The sequence below is a fragment of the Streptomyces tirandamycinicus genome, assembly GCF_003097515.1.
GTDB classification, from domain to species: domain Bacteria; phylum Actinomycetota; class Actinomycetes; order Streptomycetales; family Streptomycetaceae; genus Streptomyces; species Streptomyces tirandamycinicus.
The window spans coordinates 6478569-6501328 of record NZ_CP029188.1; the positions used below are offsets into that span (position 1 = coordinate 6478569).

Genomic DNA, 22760 nt, shown 5'->3' on the forward strand with positions numbered 1-22760 from the left:
TCACTTTCGAGGATGTGCCCATGCTTCAGGATTCAGTCCCTCTGGAACTCGACGACGCGTTCATGCAGGACCCGCACTCCGTGTACGCACGGCTCAACGCCGAAGGCTCGGCGCACCGGGTGATGATGCCTCCCGGGGTCCCCGTGTGCGGCGGACTACCGGTCTGGCTGATCACCGGCTACGAGGAGGTGCGGTCGGCGCTGGCGGACCCCCGGCTGAGCACCGACCTCAACCGGACGGATCGGCTGTTCGCGCAGAACGAGCCGGACCGCAACAAGCGTGGCGCCTTCTCCTCCGCCCTCGCCACCCACATGCTGCACTCCGACCCGCCGGACCACACCCGGCTGCGCAAGCTGGTGAACAAGGCGTTCACCAGCCGCGCCATCGAAAAGCTCCGGCCGGAGATCGAGCAGATCACCGGCGAACTGCTCGCCGCCCTGCCGGACGAGGACCCGGTGGACCTGCTGGACGCGTTCGCGTTCCCGCTGCCGATCCGGGTGATCTGCCTGCTGCTGGGCGTGCCGCTGGAGGAGCAGGAGAACTTCAAGTCCTGGTCCAAGGCGCTCGTCTCCGGCGACTCGCCTGCGGCGACCGCCGCCGCGTCGACCGCGATGATCGAGTACCTCGGCGACCTCATCGAGCGCAAGCGCCGTACGCCCACCGACGATGTGCTCGCCGCGCTGGTCTCGGCCCGTGACGTCGACGACCGGCTCACCGAGACCGAACTGGTTTCGATGGCCTTCCTGCTGTTCATCGGGGGCCACGAGACCACCGTCAACACCCTCGGCAACGGCACGCTGCACCTGATGCGGAACCTGGACCAGTGGGAGGCGCTGCGCCAGGACCGCTCCCTCCTGCCCGGCGCGGTCGAGGAGTTCCTGCGGTTGGAGAGCCCGCTGAAACACGCCACCTTCCGCTGCGCCACCGAGGACCTGCGTATCGGTGACACCGCGATCCCGGCTGGCGACTTCGTACTGCTGGCACTGGCCTCCGCCAACCGGGACCCCGAGCGCTTCGGGGATCCGCACACACTGGACGTCCGCAGGCCCACCGGCGGCCATGTCGCCTTCGGGCACGGCATCCACTACTGCCTCGGGGCGCCGCTGGCCAGGATGGAGGCGCAGGTGGCGTTCGGCGTGCTGCTCGACACCTTCCCCGCCATGCGGCTCGCGGTCGATCCCGAGGACATGCGGTGGCGCACCAGCACCCTCATCCGCGGGCTGCACTCACTGCCGGTGCGGCTGAACCGCCCATAGTGTCCAGGCCCTGCGGCAGTTCGTCACGGCGGGACAGGTTGAGCTTGCGCAGGACACGTGTCATGTGCTGCTCGACCGTGCTGACCGTGATGAACAGCCGGCGGGCGATCTCCCGGTTGGTGTGGCCCTCCGCCGCGAGGGCGGCCACCCGCAGCTCGGCCTCGGACAACACGTCATGCACCTGCTCCGAGACCTCATGCCCGGCAGCGCAGCGCCGTCCCTCGGCCGCCCGCTCCGCGTCCGGCAGCAGGTTCTGGCTGAGCGGCTCGGCATGGCACTTCTTCGCCATCCGGTAGGCACGCCGGACGATCACCCGGGCCCGGTTGGACTGCCCGAGCAGATGGTAGACACGGCCCAGATCACCCAGGGCGTGCGCCAGCAGCCAGTCGCTGCCGGAGGCCTGGAGTTCGTCCACGGCCTCCTGCAGCGCCTGCAGCCGCTGCCGGGGCTTCATCGTCGAGGCCAGCAGGCGCAGGGCGTTGCCGTGCACCCGGGGACTGCTCTTGTGCCGGGCCAGTTCCTCCTGCAGGTAAGTGACGGCCTGGTCCGGCTCGCCCAGGCGCAGCCGGGCTTCAGCCACCCCGGTGCGCCACGGGATAAGCGTGGTGTCGCCCACTCCCCAGCTCTCCAGGGCCTTGCCGCATGCCAGGAGATCTCCGAGGGCGGCCTGAAGACGCCCGGTAGCCAGATGGAACTGGCCTCGGGAGTACAGGTAGTGCTGGCCGAAAACGGTCTGGAAGACCGCCTTGGGCACCGGGCGGCAGAGCCGGGCCCGCGCCTCGTCATACCGGCCCATGGCGGTCAGCGCGTACACCGAACTCGCCAGCGGTAGGGCGATGCTCAGCCCCCAGCCCTGCGACGACATCCGCGACAGGGCCAGGTCGCTGTGGGTCTCCGCCTCCAGCAGCCGGCCCTGCCGGATGAGGTTCGCAGCCCGTAGGGAGGACAGCAGTGCGATGTTCCGCTCGCGGGCCGCGTCCAGCAGCGTGGTGCACCACGCGTCGACCTGTTCCGTGCGGTCGGCATAGAACAGGGTCATCAGCGCCAGCGGGATGGTTTCCAGGGTCGGCGTCAGACTGGACATCTCCAATACGTGGGCGGCGCCGACCACTGCCTCCTCCGCCTCACCGCCCCGTAGTACGACGGACAGAGCGGCGGCTGCTTGAAGGCGCGGCTGCGCTGCGATGGCCGCAGGAGTGAGCTCCTCGGTGATGTCGGGGGTCACCTCACCGAACATGCGCCGGTGGAACGGCGGGCACAGCACGGACAGCCACTGCTGCAGCGCGCGGGCCTCGGCAAGGCCCTGCTCGTCCGGCTCGTCGGCCAGTTGCCGGTCGACCAGCTGCAGCATCTCCGCCGCCTCGTCGACGTAGCCGTGCCAGACCAGATTCTTGATCAGGGACATCGCGCCGGACAGGGCCGTGAGGTGCCCGGCTTGGAGGGCCTCCTTCAGCTCCGGGAGCCGGCGCATGGCCTTGGCCGGGTCGACCTGCCAGGCGGACAGGGTGTGCTGGAACAGGATGGACGCCCGCAGAGGCCCGTCCGGGCAGATGGCGTGGGCCAGATCGAACAGCCGCATCGCCTTGGGGAACTCGTCCTGCGCGAGCGCCTCGATCGCGGCTTCCCGGAGCAGTGGGGGAGCCCAGGATTCCGCGATACCTCCCGCCGCCACGATGTGTTCGGCCACCGTGGCCGGATGGGCGCCGTTGTCGTGCAGCAGTACGGCGACCCGCCCGTGAAGCCGCGCCCGCTCCTCGGCGGAGACCTCACCTCCCAGCACGGTGTGCATCCTCGGGTGACGGAAGTCCGGTCCCGCCAGCAGGCCGGCCTGGGTCAGCTCCTGAAGGTGCCGGGTGGGCGGGTTCGTGCTGTCGCGGTCGAGCAGCACCGACAGCGCGTCCGGCCCCAGCACCGCCAGGTGCCGGGCGAGATCGGCCGCGGGCGCGCTGACCCGGTGGACGCAGTCGACCACCGCGGAGTCGAACATCTCCCCGGCGACCGGCCGTAACGCGGCCGCGCTCGTGTACGTGCCCTGCAGGGCGTTGCAGGTGTCCTCGACCAGCGCCCGCGTCAGCAGCGGGCTGCCCCCGCTCGCCGCGTGGAACTCCGCGGCGCCAGCCTCGTCGACGGGCACGCCCAGCCGCTCGGTGAGCAGCAGCCGGATGTCGCCGACGGTCAGCGGGCCGACCCGCAGCTGATGGAACCCGGGCTGCCGGGCGAACTCGGCCCGGGCGGCGGCGTACGGGGGCAGGGCCTGCGGCCGGTCGGTGAACACCGCCAGGACCCGGGAGGCGACCATACGGCGGGCGAGGTGCCCGAGGCAGCCCAGCGACTCGGGGTCGGCCTCGTGGATGTCGTCGACGGCGAGGACGAGGGGATGGTCGTCGGCCAATTCCATGACGGCCGCGCAGAATTCGTCCATGGCCTTGTCGCGTTCACCTTCCGGCGCCCGGGTGACCGCCGCAAGGCTGCGGCTGACGGCTGCGAGCGTGTCACTCGTACGCTGTGAAGCTCCTTTGAATCGCCCTGTACGCCACAGGAGTTGATGGACCACGCCCCAGGAGTTGGCGCGCTCTCGCGGGGAACAGGCCGCTCTCAGGACGAGGGAACCGGATTTCGCCGCGCTCTGGGTGAATTCGTGGAGGAGGGCGGTCTTACCGATCCCCACAGGGCCACTGACCAGGGCGATCGGACCCGCTCCGCGGTCGCGTGCGGTCAGCAGGTCATGCAATTGGGTGAGTTGTATGTCCCGTCCGACGATGGACATCCGCAGGTGCTCCTATGGTGCCGAGGCTTCGGTATGTCTTCAGCCATCCTGCAACTTCAGACAGTCTGCGGGGCCTTCAGTGATCATCGCCACAGGGATTTGGCGCAAGTGCGACCGTCGGCAACGGCAATTCGGCCAACTTCGAAAGGCAGGGCAATTTTCCGCCTTCGGGTTCTTCAAAGAGGCGTAAAGAAAATGCGGCCCGGGGGAGTCCCCGGGCCGCACCTCTCGGACAGGTCTCGACCGTTCTCGGACGGTGCGCGCCTCAGGCGGCGAGCGGCTCCGGCAGCGGCCGGGCGTGCAGGACGTCGAGACGGGACACCGCACGCGTCACCACGACGTACAGCCGGTGCAGTCCGCGCGGCTCGGACTCGACGATCGCGGCCGGCTCCACCACGACGACATGGTCGTACTCCAGGCCCTTGACGACCGTCGCGGGCAGCACGGTCACCCGGGCGGCCGTGCCGACCTCCTCGGCCGTCGCCGTCTCGATGCCCGCCCGGCGCAGCGCCGCCGAGGTGGCGGCGACCGCGTCGTCGGCGGCGATGACGGCGACCGACCCCTCGCGGTCGAGGGCCGCGCGGACGGCGGACACGGTGGCGGACGCCAGGTCGTCGACGGCGCTGACCGTCAACTCGCCGTCGTGGCGCAGGGAGCGGGCCGGCGGCACGTCCACGCCCAGGGCGCCCACCAGCCGGTTGGCCAGCTCCATCACCGCGGCGGGCACACGGAAGCCGGTGGTCAGCGGGACGACCGTGGCCTGCGCCTTGCCCAGGTGCGTCAGCTGCTCCTGCCAGGTCCGCGCCGACCACGGCGCCGTCGCCTGGGCCAGGTCGCCCAGCACCGTGATGGAGCCGAACGCGCTGCGCCGGGCGATCGCCCGGCACTGCATCGGCGACAGGTCCTGGGCCTCGTCCACGACCACATGGCCGTAGCCCTCGGGGCGTTCGATGAGCCCCGCGACCTCGTCGAGCAGCAGCATGTCCTCGACCGACCAGGTGGCGCTCTTCTCCGACCGCGGAGGCTTCGCCCACAGCAGGGCCCGCTGCTCGGCGGCGTCGAACACCCCGTCCGCCGCAGCCTCCATCACCGCCGGATCGCTCAGCAGCGTGGCCACGACCTCCTCCGGCCGCGCGACCGGCCACGCCGCCTCCAGCAGCGCGGCGACCGGCTTCGAACGGCCGATCTTGCGCGCCCAGGTCACGCTTTTCGGGCCGGCCCGCCGCTCGGCCTGCTGCTGGATCAGCGTGACCACCCGCGAACGCACATGCTCGCGGCCGATCCCGTACGGCACCCCCATGCCCCGCACCTCGTCGATGACCCGTGCCAGGTCGTACGAGTCCACCCGCCAGCGGTACGAGCCGTCGGTGACCGCGATGGACTCCTCCGGGTGCCTCACCCGGGCGTACAGCGCGCGCTCAAGGACGGTGGCCATACGGTCGCTGTGCTTCAGGACGCTGACGTCCTCGGAGTCCGCCCGCCGCACTGGGTGCCGTGCGACGACGTCCTCCACCGTCAGCTGTGCGATGTCGATCTCGCCCAGCGACGGCAGCACCTCGGAGATGTAGCGCAGGAAGGTGCGGTTCGGGCCGATGATCAGCAGACCGCTGCGCTGCAACCGCTCGGGGAACGTGTAGAGGAGATATGCGGCGCGGTGCAGGCCGACGGCGGTCTTGCCGCTGCCCGGGGCGCCCTGCACACAGACCGACTCGTTCAGCTCGCTGCGGACCAGGTTGTCCTGTTCCGGCTGGATGGTGGCGACGATGTCGCGCATCGGGCCGAGGCGGGGCCGCTCGATCTCGGCGGCGACGATCGCGCTCGCCGCGTCGCCGCCGTCGTCGCCGCGGGCGTGGTCGAGGTGCTCGTCCTCAAATCCGGTGAGGTCCTCGGGAGCGCCGTGGCTCCACGGCGCCCACCCGAAGCGCCGCCGCACCGCGACGCCGCGCGGCTCCAGGGCGCTCGCCTGGTAGTAGGTGCGGGAGACCGGCGCACGCCAGTCGATCACCAGGGGCGGTGCGGCCGGGTGTTCCGAGACCCGCCTGCGGCCGATGTAGTACCGCTGCCGCCGGTGGTCCCCCGCCTCCTCGGAGTCCTCGAAGTCGAGCCGGCCGAAGAACAGCGGGCTGTCGGGCTCCTCCGCCATCTGCCGTGCGCGGGTGCGCAGGTAGCGGCCGAGCGCCTCGGCACTCGCGCCGTCACCTGACACGTCCTCGCCCGCGACGACCTGGTACTGGGCATCGTCCACCTGCCGGGTCATCGCCTCGCGGCACACCGCGACGTACGCACGCTCCAGGGCCAGCTCGTCGTCGAGTCCGACGGCCTCCTGGGTGCCGTACGTGTCCTGGACGTGTGACGTCATCGATCGACCTTTCCGAAGCGACGGCCTTGCGCGCCGCCCGACGAGGCCGAACGGCGAATTCCGGGTCCCAGCATAACTGAACCCGGTTAATAGACTGGCTGAGTTGTGTTATTGCTGGCCGGATAAAGACGGCCTACGCGCAGTGCTCGGAGCGGGTGCGTACGGCTGGGCGCGACCAGCGCTCCGCGCGGCCGGTGTGGACCGGGCTGCGGCCGGAGATGCCGTGGGTCTGCTGCCGCCGGGTCGCGGTCACGTTCCGAGCGGCCGGTTGTCGCCGGGCGTGCCCAGTGCTCCGGGGGCTGTTTGCCGTCGGCCGCAACCAACGCTTCGCGGCGCCGGTGTCGCGGCCCGGGGCCACGCGTTTCTGGCGGCCGGTAGCCGCCGGGCGTGCCTAGTGCTTCGAGAGGCCGGGCACCGCCGGGTGGGACCAGCGATGCCGGCGCAGCCGGCGGCTGGTGACCGCCGGCCGCCGACAGCGCTTCGGTGGCCCGTTACCGCCTGGCCGCGATCAGTGCGCCCAGCACCGCCGCGTGGACCAGATGGCCGGGGGCGTACAGCTCCTTGCCGATCCACAGTGGGGGGTGGTGTTCGGCGTCCAGGCCCTGCTTCAGGAGGAAGGCGCAGCCTCGGTGCACGGCCTGGGTCGCCTCCTCGGAGCGGGCGTCGCCGTCGGCGGTGAGTTCCAGCAGGGTGCGTATCGCGTAGGCGGTCTCCTCCGGTGTGCCGTCCCAGCGGCCCCAGGAGCCGTCCTCGTGCTGCCGGTGCAGGAGCCAGTCGACGGACCTGCCGAGGGCTTCGGCCGACGCCGGGCCGGCGTACCGGTGCAGGGCCAGGGCGCAGCGCATCGTCGCGAAGTAGGGCGAGGCGTGCCACTTGTCGGACCAGCTGCCGTCCGGCCCCTGGCGGTCGCGCAGCCACGACGCGATCCGGGCGACGGCGTCCCGGTACCGGTCCCCCTCAGCAGGACCGTCGGCCAGGTGGCAGCCCAGCGCCTCCAGGATGTGCGCGTTGGTGGTCGTGGACGGCTCGTGCTCCGGGATGGTGGACATGAAGTGGCTGCGCGCGTCGTACTGCCACAGGTACTCCGGCTCCTGCGGCGCCCCCAGGCGGGCCAGGGCCGTCAGGACGATCGCGCTGGTCTCCGCCTCGTACGCGAACCCCGGCGCGGTCGGCGCCCCGGACCGGCCGACGTCACCCGGCAGCTCCTTCAGCAGCGGAGCGAGCACCTCGCGCTCCACCCCCGCCGTCGCCAGGTTTCCGGCGATCCACGCCCGCTCGTAGTACACGATCGAGGTCATCGCGGCGACCGCGCCGGATCCCCGCTCCTGGGCCTGCCGCAGGAAGCGCACCGAGGGGTGCGCGGGGTCGGCCGGCTCCCGCGGGCCGAGCCAGGCGGCGGTCGCGGCAGCGGAACAGCCGACGACCCCGTCGACCGGCTCCATCTCGGCGGCGCCGACGGCCGCCGGGCCCACGATCTCCAGGTAGTGACCGGCGAGCGGGTTGCGCCAGGCACCCCCGCGCAGCCCACGCAGCGCCTCGTCGGTCAGCCCGTGCGGCAGCGCCAGCGGCTGCACCGGTCCGCCCCCGAGGACGGCGAGCCGGGCGTTGATCCCCTCCACCAGAGCGGGGATGACCATGAAGAACACGACCGTCGACGGCACCGGCTCCTCGGCGCTGCACGCCACCAGCGCGGCCGCCGCCGCGAGCCCCCGCCGCGCGGCCTCGACGAGCGCCGCGGGCGGCAGCGGCAACTCGCCGCCCTCCCGGCCCAGCACGGCCAGCAGCGCCTCCGTCGCGCTCAGCGTCGGCACGAGGGCGTACCCGCCGGGGCCGCCCCAACTGCCGTCGGACCGCTGCTCGTCGAGGAGATACCGGACCCGGGCGGCGTCCCCGTCCAGCCACGGGGCCAGCGACACCAGCCGGGCCGTCTCGTACACCGAGGGACCCAGCGCGCCGGTCGGGTCGTCCAGCACCCGCTCGACCAGCTCGGCGACGAGCCTGTCGAAGTCCACGTCCGTGGGCGCGCTCACGCGGGGAGCTCTTCGGAGACGGTGATGCTGTCGACGAGCAGCGACGACGGCAGCGTCGCCGGGTCGGGGTCGCCCGGCAGGACCGGGCCGCCGGGGCTGCCGATAATGATCGCCAGACAGAAGTACACCGGCTGGTCGAACAGCCAGCCCTTCGGAGTGGTGTCCTGCGGGGTCAGCTTCAGGTACTCGCGGCCGTCCAGGTACCAGGTGATCGAGTCGGGGCCGCGCCGCCAGACCGCCGAGTAGGTGTGGAAGTCCGCGCTGAGCGGGCTGCCGTCCTCCGTGGTCGTACGGGCGCCCATGCCCAGGGACGGGATCTGGTGGCACTCGGGGGAGTGGACGGCACCCCACACCGAGTCCGGCTCGGAGCCGAGCGCCTCCAGGACGTCGATCTCCCCGGCCCGGTACCACGCCTGCACCGGGTCCTCGTCGCCCCGGTGCCGCAACTGCGTGCCCCAGGCCCACAGCGCGCAGTCCAGGCCCGGACCCGCTGCGGTCTTCACCCGGGCGTCCAGGCGCAGCGCGCCGCCGGGCCGCGGCACGAAGTCCTCGCGCCGGGTCTCCAGCCACGCCGCCCGGTACTCCCCGTCCTCGTGCGTGGCGGTGATCCGCAGGTGCCCGGCGCCGTCGAGGCCGACGTTCGCGGGGTCGTCCGTGTGGAACTCGATGCCGGCGCCGAACGGCTGCCCGGTGACGACCTGCCACAGGGCGGGGTGGGGCGGGGACCCGGCCGGGCCCTCGAACGTGTCCTGCCACAGGACCTTCCACGATGGCGGCGCGGTCGCGGCGGCCGGGGCGGTGGCGTGCTTCTGGTTCACGGTCTCCATGTCTTTCTCGGGCTCCGTCTTCCTCAGTTGCCCGGGGCCGACGGTGCGGCGGCGTCCGGATCGAGATGCTCGGCCATGGCGAGCGGGGTGGGATGGGCGAACAGGTCGGCCAGGCGCACAGGCACACCCAGCGTCTTCTCGATGCGCTGCACGAGCTGCGCGCCGAGCAGCGAATGCCCGCCGCTGTCGAAGAAGTTGGCGTGCGGGCCGAGGTCGGTCCGGCCGAGCGTGCTCTGCCACAGGGCGAGCAGCCGCCCGGCCGTCCCCGACTGCGCCTCGGGCGAGGCCTGCGCCGATTCCGCGGCCGCACTGCGCTCGGAGCGGCGCTGCTCGGCGAGGCGGGTCAGCGCGAGATGGTCCCGCTTCTCGTTGGCGGTGGTCGGCAGTGACTCCAGCACGACGATCTCCTGGGGTACGGCGGCGGAGGGCAGCAGGGACCGGGCATGGGCCGTCAGCCCGGCGGTGTCCACCTCGGCCGCACCGTCCCCTCCCTCCCCTTCTTCCGCGCCGTGTGCCGGTTCCACGAACGCGACCAGGGCGGCGTCCGGCCCGCCGCGCCCCACCACGACGACGGCGACGTCCCGTACGTCCGGACGGTCGAGCAGCACCGCCTCCACCTCGCCCAGTTCGATCCGGTGGCCGCGCAGCTTGATCTGGCGGTCGGTGCGGCCCAGCAGCTCGACGCTGCCGTCGGGCCGCAGCCGGGCCAGGTCGCCGGTGCGGTAGTGGCGCCCGTACGCGGGATGGTCGCGGAAGCGGTCCGCCGTCAGTTCGGGGCGGTTGTGGTAGCCCAGCGCGACGCCCGACCCGGCGATGCACAGCTCGCCCTGCACACCGACCGGCAGCTCCCGGCCGTCCGGGTCGACGACGAACACCTGGGTGTTGGCGATCGGACGGCCCACGTCCACGCGGACCACCTCGTCCGGCACCGGCCCCGAGGTGGACCAGATGGTCGTCTCGGAGGGGCCGTACACATTGAGCAGTGAGCCGCCCGAGGCGGCCAGCGTGCGGGCCAGCGCCGGTGGCAGCGGCTCCCCGCCGCAGACCAGGCGCCGGCCGGCGAGCTGCCCGTCCGCCGCGTCGGCGACGACCCGCCAGGTCGTCGGGGTGGCCTGCACGACGCCGACGTCGTGCGCGACGACCTCGGCGAGCAGGGCGCGGCCGTCGGTGCGGGCCTCGTCGGAGGCCACGACCAGCCGTCCGCCGCACACCAGCGGCAGGAACAGCTCCAGGGCGGAGATGTCGAAGGCGAAGGTCGTCAGCCACAGCACGGCGTCGTCCGCCGTGACCTTCAGCTCCTCGGCGAAGTGCTGGACCACGTTGGCGAGGCTGCGGTGGCCGACCAGGGTGCCCTTCGGCTTCCCCGTCGATCCGGACGTGTAGATCAGGTAGGCGCAGGAGTCCGGATCCGGGCCGCCCGCACCGGGGTCCGGCAGCGGGCCGGAGCCGTCCGGCGCGAGCGGTTCCAGCGCAAGCACACGCGCCCGGACCCCCTCGGGCAGCTCCACGCCCGGCGCCGTGAGCACGGCCTGCGCGCCGGAGTCCTCCAGGACGTACGCCAGGCGCTGCACGGGGTGCTCCGGATCGACGGGCAGATACACCGCTCCGGCCAGCCACACCCCGAGGGCCGCGGCCGCGAGTTCGGGACCCCGGGGCGCGGCCAGCGCGACGATGTCACCGGCCCTCACCCCGGCGTCGGCCAGGACGTCCCTGGTGTCCTCGGCGGCCCGCCACAGCTCGGCGTACGTCGTGCTGCGACCGTCGCCCACGACGGCCGGCGCGGACGGCGTCAGCGCCACCCGCTCCCGCACCGCCGCGAGCACGCTGGGCGGATCCACCGGGCGCGCGGTGTCGTTGCTCGCGGCCAGCACCGCGAGGTCGGAAGGCCCGGACAGCGGCAGTTCGCCCATCGGCCGGTCCGGCCCTTCCGCGGCCGCGAGCAGCAGCGCCTCGAAGCGTTCGAGCAGCCCCTGTACGTCGGCCCGGTCCAGCACCTGCGTGTAGTACGCGGCCCGGACGGTCACCTTGTCCGCCGAGGACAGGAAGAAGAACTCCAGGTCGAACTTGCTGAAGCCGTTCTCCACCGGGAGCCTGCGGGCCGTGGTGTCGCCGAGGGGGAAGCTCGTACGGCCGTCGTCCGGAACGTAGTTGAACAGATGGCGGAAGACGGTGTTGCGCCAGGAGGCGCCGCCGTCCCTGCGCAGTTCCGGCAGCAGGATGTCGACCGGCACATCGGCGTGGGCGACCGCCCCGAGGAACGCGACGCGGGCGGTCCGCACCAGGTCACGGAAGCCGCCGCCGAGGTCGACGGGTATGCGCAGCGGCAGGGTGTTGACGTGATAGCCGACGGCCCTGGACGCCTCGCGCGCCCGGACGTTGACCGGGGTGCCCACCACCAGGTCGGGACCCGCGCCGTGCCGGGCCAGCAGCAGGCCATACGCGGCCAGCAGCACCACCGCCTCCGGCGCGCGCAGCTCCTGCTGCAGCCGGCGCAGCACCTCGGTCGCCCGCGGGGACAGGTCGGCCGTGATCTGGTCACCGGTGAGGGTCGGCTCGGGAAGATCCTCGCTGCCACACCACAGGGCGAGGCCCGCGGCGTCGGCCCCGGCCAGCTGCCCGCGCCAGTACTCCACGGCAGCCGCGCGGGGAGAGGGCTCCCGGTACGGCGGCTGCGCGGCCAGCAGCTCCGCGGGTGGCGCGGCACCGGCCGCGAGCGCCGTGTACCCGGCGGTGAACTCCTCCAGCAGGACCGCGCCGGAGACCGTGTCGAAGACCAGGTGGTGGACGGCGAGACAGAACGCGTCGCCGTCCGCGCACCTCACCCGCGCGGCCCGCACCAGCGGCCGCCCGTCGATGTCGAAGGGACGCGCGATGAACTCACCGACGACAGCGGCCACTTCACCCGGCTCCGCCGCCAGCTGCTCGACCTCGATCCGCAGGGCGGCGGGGTCGAGCACCTCCTTGACGAGGCCCGCCTGCTCCTGCCGGAACACCGTGCGCAGCGCCTCGTGCCGGCGCAGCAGCAGATCGACCGTGCCCTGGAGCGCCGGGCCGAGCAGCGGCCCGTCGGCCTGAAGGGCGACGGAGAGGTTGTTGACCCCCTTGACGGGCACGAGCTCGTCCAGGAGCCAGAGGGCGTGCTCCTTGCTGTCGGCCGGGCGGGACCGGACTTCCGTTGCTTCTGGCATTCCAACCGTTCCGTGGGGTCGCGGGAATTCGCGGTGGGGCGTACGTACGGGATACGCGCGTACGGGAATCGCGCGTACGAGACTTGTGCGTACGGGACTTGTGCGTACGGGACTTGCGCGTACGGGACTTCTCAGGCGGGCCTGTCCGCGCCCAGCAGCTCGGTCACCGTGCGGGTGACACCCGGGTCGCGCAGCAGGTCGACGTGCGGGACGTCGACGCGCAGTTCCCGGCCCACGGCGATGTCCTGGCCGGCCGCCCGGGAGCCGTTCAGACCGCTCGTGGGCGACGAGGACGTGACGACGACGGCCTCCCGCCACGCGGGCAGCGGGTCGATGTCCGCGGCCGCGATCAGATAGCCGACGAACGACGCGAAGACCGCGGTGATCTCCTCCGTCCGCCTGTCGTCCAGCTCCAGCCGGTCGAAGGCGGGCTTGGCGGTACGCCGGTACACGTCGAGGAGTTCGGCGCCCAGCGCGGCCATCGTCGTGTGCTGCTCGTGCGCCCGCCGCGCCTCGTCCGCCGCCTGCGCGGTCTCCTCGGCACTCAGCAGGGCGGACATGGAGTCGAGGACCTTGTGGAACTGTGAGTACAGGGTCAGCGGGCCGGACTGCTCGGGGTCGAACAGCACCAGCGCGGGCGCCTGTTCCTGCCGGGCGGCGAGGCGCTGCGCGATCGCGCCCGCGTAGACGCCGCCGACACAGAAGCCGAACACCGCGCGGACCGGGCGGCCGTCGGCCGCCACCTCCTCCAGCCACCGCTCGACGGGATCGGCATCGCCGGCACCGGTCCCGGCCTCCTGGGGAATCGTCTCCCAGATCGAGCAGGGCAGCAGGTCACCCAGACCCGAGGCCAGATCGGTGAAGCGGCCCTCGGCCCGGCCGGTGGCGTCGAAGTCCACGGCGAGCACGAGCTCCTGCGCGTCCGCGTTGCCGAGAACCCGCCACGTCTGCGGATCGGTCATGGTTCGGGATCCCCCATGGTCTGTGGAAAACACTGCGTTCGGTTCGGTGGAAAACGGTGGACTCGCGTTCGTGGAGAACGGTGAATGCACGTCCGAGGACGGTGGATTCGTGTTCGGGGACGGTGAATTCGCGTCCGTGGAATACGGAGAATGCGCGGTCACGCTAACTTCGCCTCCTGGCTCGGATAACCCCTAGCCGACCCCTGCGACCCCCAGCCGCGTGGCCAGCACCTCGGCGACCGCGTCGGTCTGCTCCGAGACGTAGAAGTGACCGCCGCCGAAGACCCGCAGGTCGAACGGTCCGGTGGTGTGCTCCTGCCAGGCCCGGGCCTCCTCCACGGTGGTCTTCGGGTCGTTGTCGCCGGTCAGCGCGACGACGGGGCAGCCGACGGCCGCGCCCGGCGCGCTGCGGTAGCGCTCGATCGCCTTGTAGTCGGCCCGCAGGGACGGCAGGAACATCCGGACGATGTCCTCGTCGTCCAGCGCCGCCTGCGCGGTGCCGTCCAGGGCGCGGATCTCCCGCAGCAGCGCGTCGTCGCCCTTGCGGTGCAGGTCCTCGCTGCGATGCCGGGAGGGGGCCCGGCGCCCCGACACGAACAGGGACACGGGCGTCACGCCCGCCCGCTGCTCCAGCCGCGCGGCCACCTCGAAGGCGACGGACGCGCCCATGCTGTGCCCGAACAGGGCGAGCGGGCGGTCGGTGCCGACGGCCTCGACGACCGCGTTGAACGCGGCGTCGGCCAGTTCGTCCAGATCCTCGAAGGCGGGCTCCCGGTGCCGGTCCTGACGGCCAGGATACTGCACGGCCACCACGTCCAGCCGCCCGGCGAGCGCCCGGGACAGCGCGTGGAAGGACGTGGCCGAGCCGCCGGCGTGCGGGAAGCACACCAGGGTGACACCGTCGGCGGGCGCCGGCTGGTAGCGGCGGATCCAGGGGCTCTCGACGGGTGCGGTACGTGTGGGGGTCATGACGCGGTCCTCTTCGTTTCCTCGTGCAGGTGCGCGGCGAGCTCCGCCGGCGTGGGGTGGTCGTAGATCAGCGTGGGCGGCAGGTCGAGGCCCGTGACCTTGGTGAGCCGGGCGCTCAGCTCGACGGCCGTCAGTGAGGCGAACCCGGCGTCCAGGAAGTCCTGTTCGGTCGGCAGAGCGTGCGGGTCGGCGTGCCCGAGCACCGCGGACGCGGCCGACCGCACCGCCTCCAGCAGCAGCGCCGGCCGCTCGTCCTCGGACGCCTCGGCCAGGGCCCGCGCCAGGTCCCCGTCTTCCCCGGACGGCTGGGTGTCCTCCGGCGCCTGCGTGGCGGCGGGGGCGCGGCTGTGGTCCCACGCCGACAGCAGCGACAGCACCGTGTTCAGGGAGTCGGCCTCACGGGCGGAGTCGACGTCGAGCAGCGCGGCCAGAGCACCGACGTCCCGGCTGTCGACAGCGCGCCAGAACCGCCGCTCCAGGTCGCTGCCGCCGGCCGGCGCCTGCTGCGGCCCCGACGGCAGCCAGTACGCCGTGCGCTGGAAGGCGTACGTCGGCAGCTCCACCGTACGGGCGCCGGTCGGGGCGAACACCGCCGCCCAGTCCGGGGACACACCGTGGACGTGCAGTTCGGCGACGGCCGTGGCCAGCGCCCGGGCGTCGGCGCGGTCGCGCCGCTGGACGGGCACCACCAGCGCCTGACCGCCGAGGCACTCCCGGGCCATCGCGGCCAGCACCGCGTCCGGGCCGACCTCGACGTACGCGGTGACGCCCTCCTTCTCCAGATGCGTCAGCTGATCGGCGAAACGCACCGCCTCCCGCGCGTGCCGCACCCAGTAGCCGGGATCCTGGAGCAGCCCGTCCGACGCCGTCTCCCCGGTGACGTCGGAGACGACCGGGATACGCGGCGCCCGGTACGACACCTCGCGCGCGACCGCCGCGAACTCGTCGAGCACCGGATTAAGCAGCGGCGAGTGGAAGGCGTGACTGACCCGCAGCCGCCGGGTCCTGCGGCCCAGACCCTTGAAGTGCGCGGCGATCTCCTCGACCGCGCCCTCACGGCCCGACACGACCACGGCCGACGGCCCGTTGACCGCGGCCACCTCCACCTCGTGCGTCCGCCCGGACAGCAGCGGCAGCACCTCACCCTCGGCCGCCTGCAGCGAGGCCATGGCCCCGTTCGCGGGCAGCGACTGCATCAGCCGGCCACGGGCCGCCACGAGCCGAGCCGCGTCGGGCAGGTCGAAGACCCCGGCGACATGGGCCGCCGCCAGCTCACCGATCGAGTGCCCCGCCAGCAGCTCGGGTCGCAGCCCCCACGCCTCAAGCAGCCGGAACAGCGCCACCTCGACGGCGAACAGGGCGGGCTGTGCGTACTCGGTGCGGTCCAGCAGCTCCGCCTCCGGGGAGCCGGTGTCCGCGAACACCACCTTGGCCAGGGGCCGTTCCAGCAGCGGTCCGAACTGCGCGCAGACCTCGTCGAACGCCGCCGCGAACACCTCGGACGAGGCGTACAGCTCCCGGCACATCCCGGGTCGCTGGGTGCCCTGCCCCGAGAACAGGAAGGCGACCTTGTGACCGCCCGCGGCGGCACCCGTCACCACGGACGGCGAACCCTCGCCCTGGGCCAGCGCCTCAAGCGCCGCGAGCCGCTCCGCCGGGTCGTCGCCGAGCACCGCACCCCGGTACGCGAACGCGGACCGGGTCGTGGCCAGCGACAGCCCGACCTGCGCGGCAGTCAGCTCCGGCCGCTCCTGTACGAAGTCCCGCAGCCGGGCGGCCTGGGCGCGAAGGGCCTGCGGACTTCTGCCGGACAGCACCCACGGCAGAGCGACGACCTTGCCCGGCTCGCCCTCCTCGGTCCCGGTCTCGTCCGGCGCGGCCTGCTCCAGGACGACATGGGCGTTGGTCCCGCTGATCCCGAACGACGACACGGCCGCCCGCCGGGCACGGCCGGTCTCCGGCCACTCGGTGGTCTCCGACAGCAGCGAGACGGCTCCGCAGTCCCAGTCGACGTGGGTGGAGGGGGTGTCGACGTGGAGAGTCCGGGGGAGGAGACCGTGGCGCATGGCCATGACCATCTTGATGACGCCGCCGACACCGGCGGCGGCCTGGGTGTGACCGATGTTGGACTTCAACGAGCCCAGCCACAGCGGCTGTTCGTCGGTGTGCTCCTGCCCGTACGTCGCCAGCAGCGCCTGGGCCTCGATGGGGTCGCCGAGGCTGGTGCCGGTGCCGTGGGCCTCGACCGCGTCGACGTCCGCTCCGGTCAGCCCCGCACTGGACAGCGCCTGGCGGATCACCCGCTGCTGCGCGGGACCGTTGGGGGCGGTGAGACCGTTGCTCGCGCCGTCCTGGTTCACCGCGCTGCCCCGCACCACCGCCAGCACCGGGTGGCCGTTGCGGCGCGCGTCCGACAGCCGCTCCAGCAGCACGACACCCGCGCCCTCGCCCCAGCCCGTGCCGTCCGCGGAGTCCGCGAACGCCTTGCACCGCCCGTCGCGGGCCAGCCCCCGCTGCCGGCTGAACCCGATGAACGTACCGGGCGTGGTCATCACGGTCACGCCGCCCGCGAGCGCCAGCGAGCACTCGCCGTTGCGCAGCGACTGCGCGGCCAGATGAAGGGCCACCAGCGAGGAGGAACAGGCCGTGTCGACCGTGATGGCCGGGCCCTCCAGACCCAGGTGGTACGCCACCCGGCCCGAGGCGATGCTGCCGGAACTGCCGTTGCCGAGGAACGCCTCCAGCCCCTCCGGCACCTCGGTGACCTGCGTGCCGTAGTCGTGGTACATGACGCCGGCGAAGACGCCCGTACGGCTGCCCCGCAGGGTCCGCGGGTCGATGCCGGCCCGCTCCACGGCCTCCCAGGAGGTCTCAAGGAGCAGGCGCTGCTGCGGGTCCATGGCGAGCGCCTCGCGGGGCGAGATCCCGAAGAACCCCGCGTCGAACTCGGCGGCGTCGTACAGGAATCCGCCTTCCACCGCGTACGTCGTGCCGGGGTGGTCGGGGTTCGGGTGGTACAACGCCTCCGTGTCCCAGCCGCGGCCGGCCGGGAACCCGGAGATCGCGTCGCCACCGGAGCGCACCAGCCGCCACAGGTCCTCCGGAGTGCGCACCCCGCCCGGATAACGGCAGGCCATGGCCACGACGGCCACCGCGTCCTTGTCCGGGTCCTGGTCGCTGCGCCGAGCCGGGCCGGCCGCGGTGCCGGGCTCGTCACCGAGGGCCTCGGTGAGCAGATACCGGGCCAGTTCGACCGGGCTCGGGTGGTCGAACACCAGCGTGGCGGGCAGCCGCAGCCCCGTGGCCGAGGCCAGCCGGTTGCGCAGCTCGATGCCCGTCAGCGAGTCGAACCCCAGGTCCCTGAAGCTGAGTTCCGCCTCGACACCCCCGGCGCCGGCATACCCCAGGATCCCTGCGGTGTGCTCCCGCACCAGGCCGAGCACGAACGCCATCCGCTCGGCAGGCTCCAACTCGATCAGCCGGGCGGCCAGGGAACGGCCCTGCGGTTCGGCTCCCTCCCGGGCGGCGGCGCGGCGCACCTGGCGGCGGACCAGCCCGCGCAGCAACGCCGGCACGGGCTCCTCCGCGCCGAGGGAACGCCGCAGCGCCGCCACGTCGAGCCGGATCGGCAGCAGGTGCGGCTCGCCCGACGCACACGCGGTGTCGAACAGCGCCAGCCCCTCGGCCGCGGAGAGCCCGGACACTCCGTGGCGGGTCATGCGGTGGAGGTCGGTGTGGGTGAGGTTGCCGGTCATGGTGGAGCGGTCTTCCCACAGGCCCCAGCCGAGGGAGAGGGCGGGTTGGCCGTGGGTGTGACGGTGGTGGGCGAGGGTGTCGAGGAAGGTGTTGGCGGCGGCGTAGGCGGCTTGTCCGGGTCCGCCGAAGGTGGCGGCGGCGGAGGAGAAGAGGATGAAGGCTTCGAGGTGGGGGGTGTGTTGGGTGGTGAGTTCGTGCAGGAGGAGGGCGCCGTCGAGTTTGGGGTTGAGGACGGTGTCGAGGTGGTGGGTGGTGAGGGTGTCGAGGGTGGCGTCGTGGAGGGTGGCGGCGGTGTGGATGACGGCGGTGATGGGGTGGTGGGTGAGGGTGTGGGTGAGGGTGTCGGGGTCGGTGACGTCGCCGGTGACGATGGTGGTGTGGGCGCCGAGTTCGTCGAGTGTGGTGGCGAGGGTGTGGGCGGGGCGTCGGGAGAGGAGGATGAGGTTTTGGACGTGGTGGTGGGTGACGAGGTGGTGGGCGAGGAGTCCGGCGAGGGTGCCGGTGGCGCCGGTGATCAGGACGGTGCTGTCGGGGTGGAAGGCGGGGGTCGACTCCGGGGCGGGGTGGAGGGTGGTGCGGGCGAGGCGCGGTACGAGGTACTTGCCGTCGCGGATGGCGATTTGGGGTTCGCCGGTGGTGAGGGCGGTGGGTAGGTCGGGGGTGTGGTGGTCGGTGTCGATGAGGACGAGTCGGTCGGGGTGTTCGGACTGGGCGGAGCGGATCAGGCCCCAGATGGCGGCGTGTTCGAGGTCGGGTGTGTCGTCGGGTGAGGTGACGACGGCGTTGCGGGTGAGCAGGACCAGTCGGGAGTCGGCGAACCGCTCCTCCGCCAACCAGCGCCTGACCAGGTCCAACGCCCAATGCAGTGACGCCCGTTCACCTGGTGGGCAAGGAGCGACCACGACCTCGGGAGCCGACAGGCCGTCGAGGCCCTCACCGGCGGACAGCCAGACCGGTTCCGGCCCCTCCGCCCGCGCGGCCTCGACGGGTACCCACTCCACGCGGAACAGCGCGTCGCGCAGGGTCGCCGCGGCTGCGGCCTCCGCCGCTCGGCCGGACAGCGGCCGCAGCGCGAGCGAGTCGACGGTCAGGACCGGACTGCCCAGGGCGTCCGCCGCGTCGAGCCGTACCTCCTCCTGACCGGTCACGGTCAGCCGAACCCGCAGTACGGTCGCGCCCGTGGCGTGCAGGCGTACGCCCCGCCAGGAGAACGGCATCAGTGCCGGAGCGCCGTCCTCGGCCAGGCTGCCGAGGCCGACCGTCTGCAGCGCCGCGTCGAACAGGGCGGGGTGCAGCTCGAAGTCCGCCGCGTTCTCCGCCAGGTCCGCCGGCAGGGTGACCTCGGCGAACACCTCGTCACCGCGCCGCCACGCCGCCCGCAGGCCCTGGAACTCCGGGCCGTACTCGAAGCCGCTCTCCCGGAACCGCTCGTAGCGGCCCTCGATGTCCAGCGGCTCGGCCCCGGCCGGCGGCCAGGCCCCGCTGAGGTCCTGCCCGGCGTCGGCGCGGTCCGGGCTCAGGGTGCCGCTCGCGTGGCGCTTCCACGGCAGGCCGTCCTGCGCCGTGTCCCCGTCGGGCCGCGCGTGCACGGTCAGCGTGCGCCGACCCGACGCGTCGGCGGCACCGACCCGTACCCGGAGTCGTAGGCCACCGTCCTCGGGCAGCACCAGCGGCGCCTCCAGAGTCAGTTCCTCCAGCAGCGGGCAACCCGCCCTGTCCCCGGCCCGTACGGCCAGCTCGGCCAGCGCGGTGCCGGGCAGCAGGGCCGCGCCCTCGACCCGGTGACCGCGGATCCACGGCTGGGCGGCGAGCGAGACCCAGCTGGTGAACAGCAGCTCGTCGCCGTCGGCGCTCTCCAGTACGGCACCCAGCAGCGGATGGTCCACCGACTCCAGGCCGAACGAGCGTACGTCCCCGGCCGCACCGGAGGAGGCCTTCGGCCAGTAGCGCTGCCGCTGGAAGGGGTAGGTCGGCAGATCCACCCGCCGGGCACCGCTGCCGGCGAACAACGCCGCCCAGTCGACCCGGGCGCCGCGGGCGAACACCGTCGCCACCGCCTCCACCACCGACTCCGGCTCGGCGCGGTCCCGCCGCAGCGCGGCGGCGAACGCCACGGCTTCGCCGGGCAGGCAGTCCTGGCCCATGCCGGAGAGCACCCCGCCGGGACCGAGTTCCAGGCAGCTGCCGACGCCCAGTTCGCCCAGCGTCCGCACGCCGTCGGCGAACCGCACGGCCTGCCGCACATGGCGCACCCAGTAGTCCGGGTCGGTCAGCTCCTCCGCGGTCGCCGTACGGCCGGTCACATCGGAGACGACCGGGATCAGCGGATCGCTGTACCGCAGCGAGCGCGCGACGGTCCGGAAGTCGTCGAGCATGGCGTCCATGCGGGGCGAGTGGAAGGCATGGCTGACGTTGAGCCGCTTGGTGCGTCGGCCGCGCTCGGCGAGTTCGGCGGCCACCGCGAGCACCGTCTCTTCGTCGCCCGACACGACGACGGACCGCGGCCCGTTGACGGCGGCGACGGACACCCGGTCCGTGCGTCCGGCCAGCACCTCCATGACCTCGTCCTCGGTCGCGCGTACGGACACCATCGCCCCGCCCGTCGGCAGCTCCTGCATCAGCCGGCCGCGCGCGGCCACCAGCGCGCAGGCGTCCGGCAGGCTCAGCACCCCCGCCACATGGGCCGCCGCCAGCTCGCCGACGGAGTGGCCCAGCAGCGCGGCGGGACGCAGGCCCCATGCCTCGACCAGCCGGAACAGCGCGACCTCGACGGCGAACAGCCCTGCCTGGGTGTACCGCGTCCGGTCCAGGAGCTCCGCCTCGGCCGTGCCCGGCTCGGCGAACACCACCTCACGCAGCGGACGGTCCAGGTGCGGGTCCAGGGCGGCGCAGACCTCGTCGAAGGCGGCGGCGAACACCGGGTAGGCGGCGTGGAGTTCACGTCCCATGCCCGGGTACTGGCTGCCCTGCCCGGTGAAGAGGAAGGCCGTCCGGGCCGCGCGGTGACCCGCGCCCGTCACCAGCCCCGGAGCCGCGTCCCTGCCCTCGGCGAGCGCGGCCAGCGCCGTGTCGAGCCCGCCGGGACCGCTGTTGTGCAGCACCGCGCGGTGCTCGAAGACCGAACGCCCCGTGGCCAGCGAGAAGCCGACATCGGCGGGATCCGTCTGGACGAACTCCCTCAGCCGTGCGGCCTGTTCGCGCAACGCGTCCGCCGACCGCGCGGACAGCACCCACGGCACGACCGGCATCCCGGCCCCGCGCTCCGGCACGCCCTCGGTGGACACGTTCTCCGGGGCCTCTTCCAGGACGGCGTGCGTGTTCGTGCCGCTCACGCCGAAGGACGACACGGCCGCACGGCGCGGCCGGTCGGCGGCCGGCCAGGGCCGCTCCTCGGTCAGCAGCGAGACGGCTCCGGAGTCCCAGTCGACGTGGCTGGAGGGGGTGTCGACATGGAGGGTCCGGGGGAGCACACCATGGCGCATGGCCATGACCATCTTGATGACGCCGCCGACGCCGGCGGCGGCCTGGGTGTGGCCGATGTTGGACTTCAACGAGCCCAGCCACAGCGGCTGTTCGTCGGTGTGGTCCTGGCCGTAGGTGGCAAGGAGGGCCTGGGCCTCGATGGGGTCGCCGAGGCTGGTGCCGGTGCCGTGGGCCTCGACGACGTCGACGTCCGCTCCGGTCAGCCCCGCACTGGACAGCGCCTGGCGGATCACCCGCTCCTGGGCGGGACCGTTGGGTGCGGTCAGGCCGTTGCTGGCGCCGTCCTGGTTGGCCGCCGTGGAGCGGACCACCGCGAGCACCGGGTGGCCGTTGCGGCGCGCGTCCGACAGCCGCTCCAGCAGCAGCAGACCCACGCCCTCCGACAGGCTGGTCCCGTCGGCGCTGTCCGCGAACGCCTTGCAGCGTCCGTCCGGGGCCAGTCCGTGCCCCTGCCCCCGGCTGAACTCGTCGAACAGCGTCGGCGTCGACATCACCGCCACGCCCCCGGCGAGCGCCAGCGAGCACTCCCCGTTGCGCAGCGACTGCACCGCCAGATGCAGCGCGATCAACGAGGACGAGCAGGCGGTGTCGACCGTCACCGCGGGCCCCTCCAGGCCGAGCGTGTAGGCCACCCGGCCGGAGGCGACGCTGCCCGCGCTGCCGTTGTAGACATAGCCCTCGACGGCGTCCGGCGACGCGTCGACCAGCGTGCCGTAGTCGTGGTACATCACACCGGCGAAGACGCCCGTACGGCTGCCCCGCAGGGACTGGGGGTTGATGCCGGCCCGCTCGAAGGCCTCCCAGGAGGTCTCCAGGAGCAGGCGCTGCTGCGGGTCCATGGCGAGCGCCTCACGGGGCGAGATCCCGAAGAACGCCGGGTCGAAGTCGGCGGCGTCGTACAGGAATCCGCCGTGGTCGTAGAGCCCGTCCAGCTCCCAGCCGCGATCGGTCGGGAACTCGGACACCGCGTCCTCGCCCGCGGCCACCAGCCGCCACAGGTCCTGCGGCGTGCGTACGCCGCCCGGGTAGCGGCAGCTCATCGCGACGATCGCGATCGGCTCCCGGCCGCGCTCGGTGAGCTCACGGTTGTGCTGCCGCAGCCGCTCGGTCTCCTTCAGGGACGCCCGCAGGGCGGCGACGACCTTGTCGTTGGGGTTGCTCAT

At 72.9% G+C, this 22760-nt stretch carries 9 protein-coding genes; 1 reads left to right on the forward strand and 8 read right to left on the reverse strand.

From position 1 onward, the window contains the following. Positions 1 to 20 precede the first annotated feature (20 nt). On the forward strand, positions 21 to 1256 hold the full coding sequence (locus DDW44_RS28125) for a cytochrome P450 family protein (RefSeq protein ID WP_108908226.1): 1236 nt from the start codon (positions 21 to 23) through the stop codon (positions 1254 to 1256). On the opposite strand, the gene DDW44_RS28130 is transcribed toward DDW44_RS28125, so the two are convergent. The 8 genes from DDW44_RS28130 to DDW44_RS33070 form a co-directional block, all read right to left on the reverse strand. Continuing rightward, positions 1210 to 4023 carry a helix-turn-helix transcriptional regulator gene (locus tag DDW44_RS28130; RefSeq protein ID WP_108908227.1) on the reverse strand — a complete coding sequence of 938 codons (2814 nt, stop codon included), beginning with the start codon at positions 4021 to 4023 and terminating at the stop codon, positions 1210 to 1212. The genes DDW44_RS28125 and DDW44_RS28130 overlap by 47 nt on opposite strands. Before the next feature lie 265 nt (positions 4024 to 4288). Continuing rightward, positions 4289 to 6382 (reverse strand): HelD family protein, encoded by a 2094-nt coding sequence (locus tag DDW44_RS28135; protein ID WP_386458609.1) that lies wholly within the window; start codon positions 6380 to 6382, stop codon positions 4289 to 4291. A gap of 491 nt (positions 6383 to 6873) precedes the next feature. Then, entirely contained in the window at positions 6874 to 8412 is a 1539-nt protein-coding gene (locus tag DDW44_RS28140) for a prenyltransferase/squalene oxidase repeat-containing protein (RefSeq protein ID WP_167455542.1), read from the reverse strand. Next, positions 8409 to 9239 (reverse strand): glycoside hydrolase family 16 protein, encoded by an 831-nt coding sequence (locus tag DDW44_RS28145; RefSeq protein WP_108908229.1) that lies wholly within the window; start codon positions 9237 to 9239, stop codon positions 8409 to 8411. The genes DDW44_RS28140 and DDW44_RS28145 overlap by 4 nt, the downstream gene beginning before the upstream one ends. A 23-nt stretch (positions 9240 to 9262) precedes the next feature. Then, positions 9263 to 12427, reverse strand: coding sequence for a non-ribosomal peptide synthetase (locus DDW44_RS28150; RefSeq protein ID WP_108908230.1), 3165 nt, complete (start codon positions 12425 to 12427; stop codon positions 9263 to 9265). A 131-nt stretch (positions 12428 to 12558) separates the two neighbouring features. Beyond that, entirely contained in the window at positions 12559 to 13389 is an 831-nt protein-coding gene (locus DDW44_RS28155) for a hypothetical protein (RefSeq protein WP_108908231.1), read from the reverse strand. A 192-nt stretch (positions 13390 to 13581) separates the two neighbouring features. Further along, positions 13582 to 14358 (reverse strand): thioesterase II family protein, encoded by a 777-nt coding sequence (locus DDW44_RS28160; RefSeq protein WP_108908232.1) that lies wholly within the window; start codon positions 14356 to 14358, stop codon positions 13582 to 13584. Beyond that, complete coding sequence (locus tag DDW44_RS33070; RefSeq protein ID WP_108908233.1) at positions 14355 to 22760, reverse strand: type I polyketide synthase; 8406 nt, start codon at positions 22758 to 22760, stop codon at positions 14355 to 14357. Before DDW44_RS33070 ends, DDW44_RS28160 begins: the two co-directional genes overlap by 4 nt.

Bases quoted from the DNA above. Each gene is read 5' to 3' on its own strand.
- DDW44_RS28155 (WP_108908231.1), bottom strand. From the start codon at position 13,389: ATGACCGATCCGCAGACGTGGCGGGTTCTCGGCAACGCGGACGCGCAG.
- DDW44_RS28160 (WP_108908232.1), bottom strand. From the start codon at position 14,358: ATGACCCCCACACGTACCGCACCCGTCGAGAGCCCCTGGATCCGCCGC.
- DDW44_RS28135 (WP_386458609.1), bottom strand. From the start codon at position 6,382: ATGACGTCACACGTCCAGGACACGTACGGCACCCAGGAGGCCGTCGGA.
- DDW44_RS28150 (WP_108908230.1), bottom strand. From the start codon at position 12,427: ATGCCAGAAGCAACGGAAGTCCGGTCCCGCCCGGCCGACAGCAAGGAG.
- DDW44_RS33070 (WP_108908233.1), bottom strand. From the start codon at position 22,760: ATGAGCAACCCCAACGACAAGGTCGTCGCCGCCCTGCGGGCGTCCCTG.
- DDW44_RS28125 (WP_108908226.1), top strand. From the start codon at position 21: ATGCTTCAGGATTCAGTCCCTCTGGAACTCGACGACGCGTTCATGCAG.
- DDW44_RS28145 (WP_108908229.1), bottom strand. From the start codon at position 9,239: ATGGAGACCGTGAACCAGAAGCACGCCACCGCCCCGGCCGCCGCGACC.
- DDW44_RS28130 (WP_108908227.1), bottom strand. From the start codon at position 4,023: ATGTCCATCGTCGGACGGGACATACAACTCACCCAATTGCATGACCTG.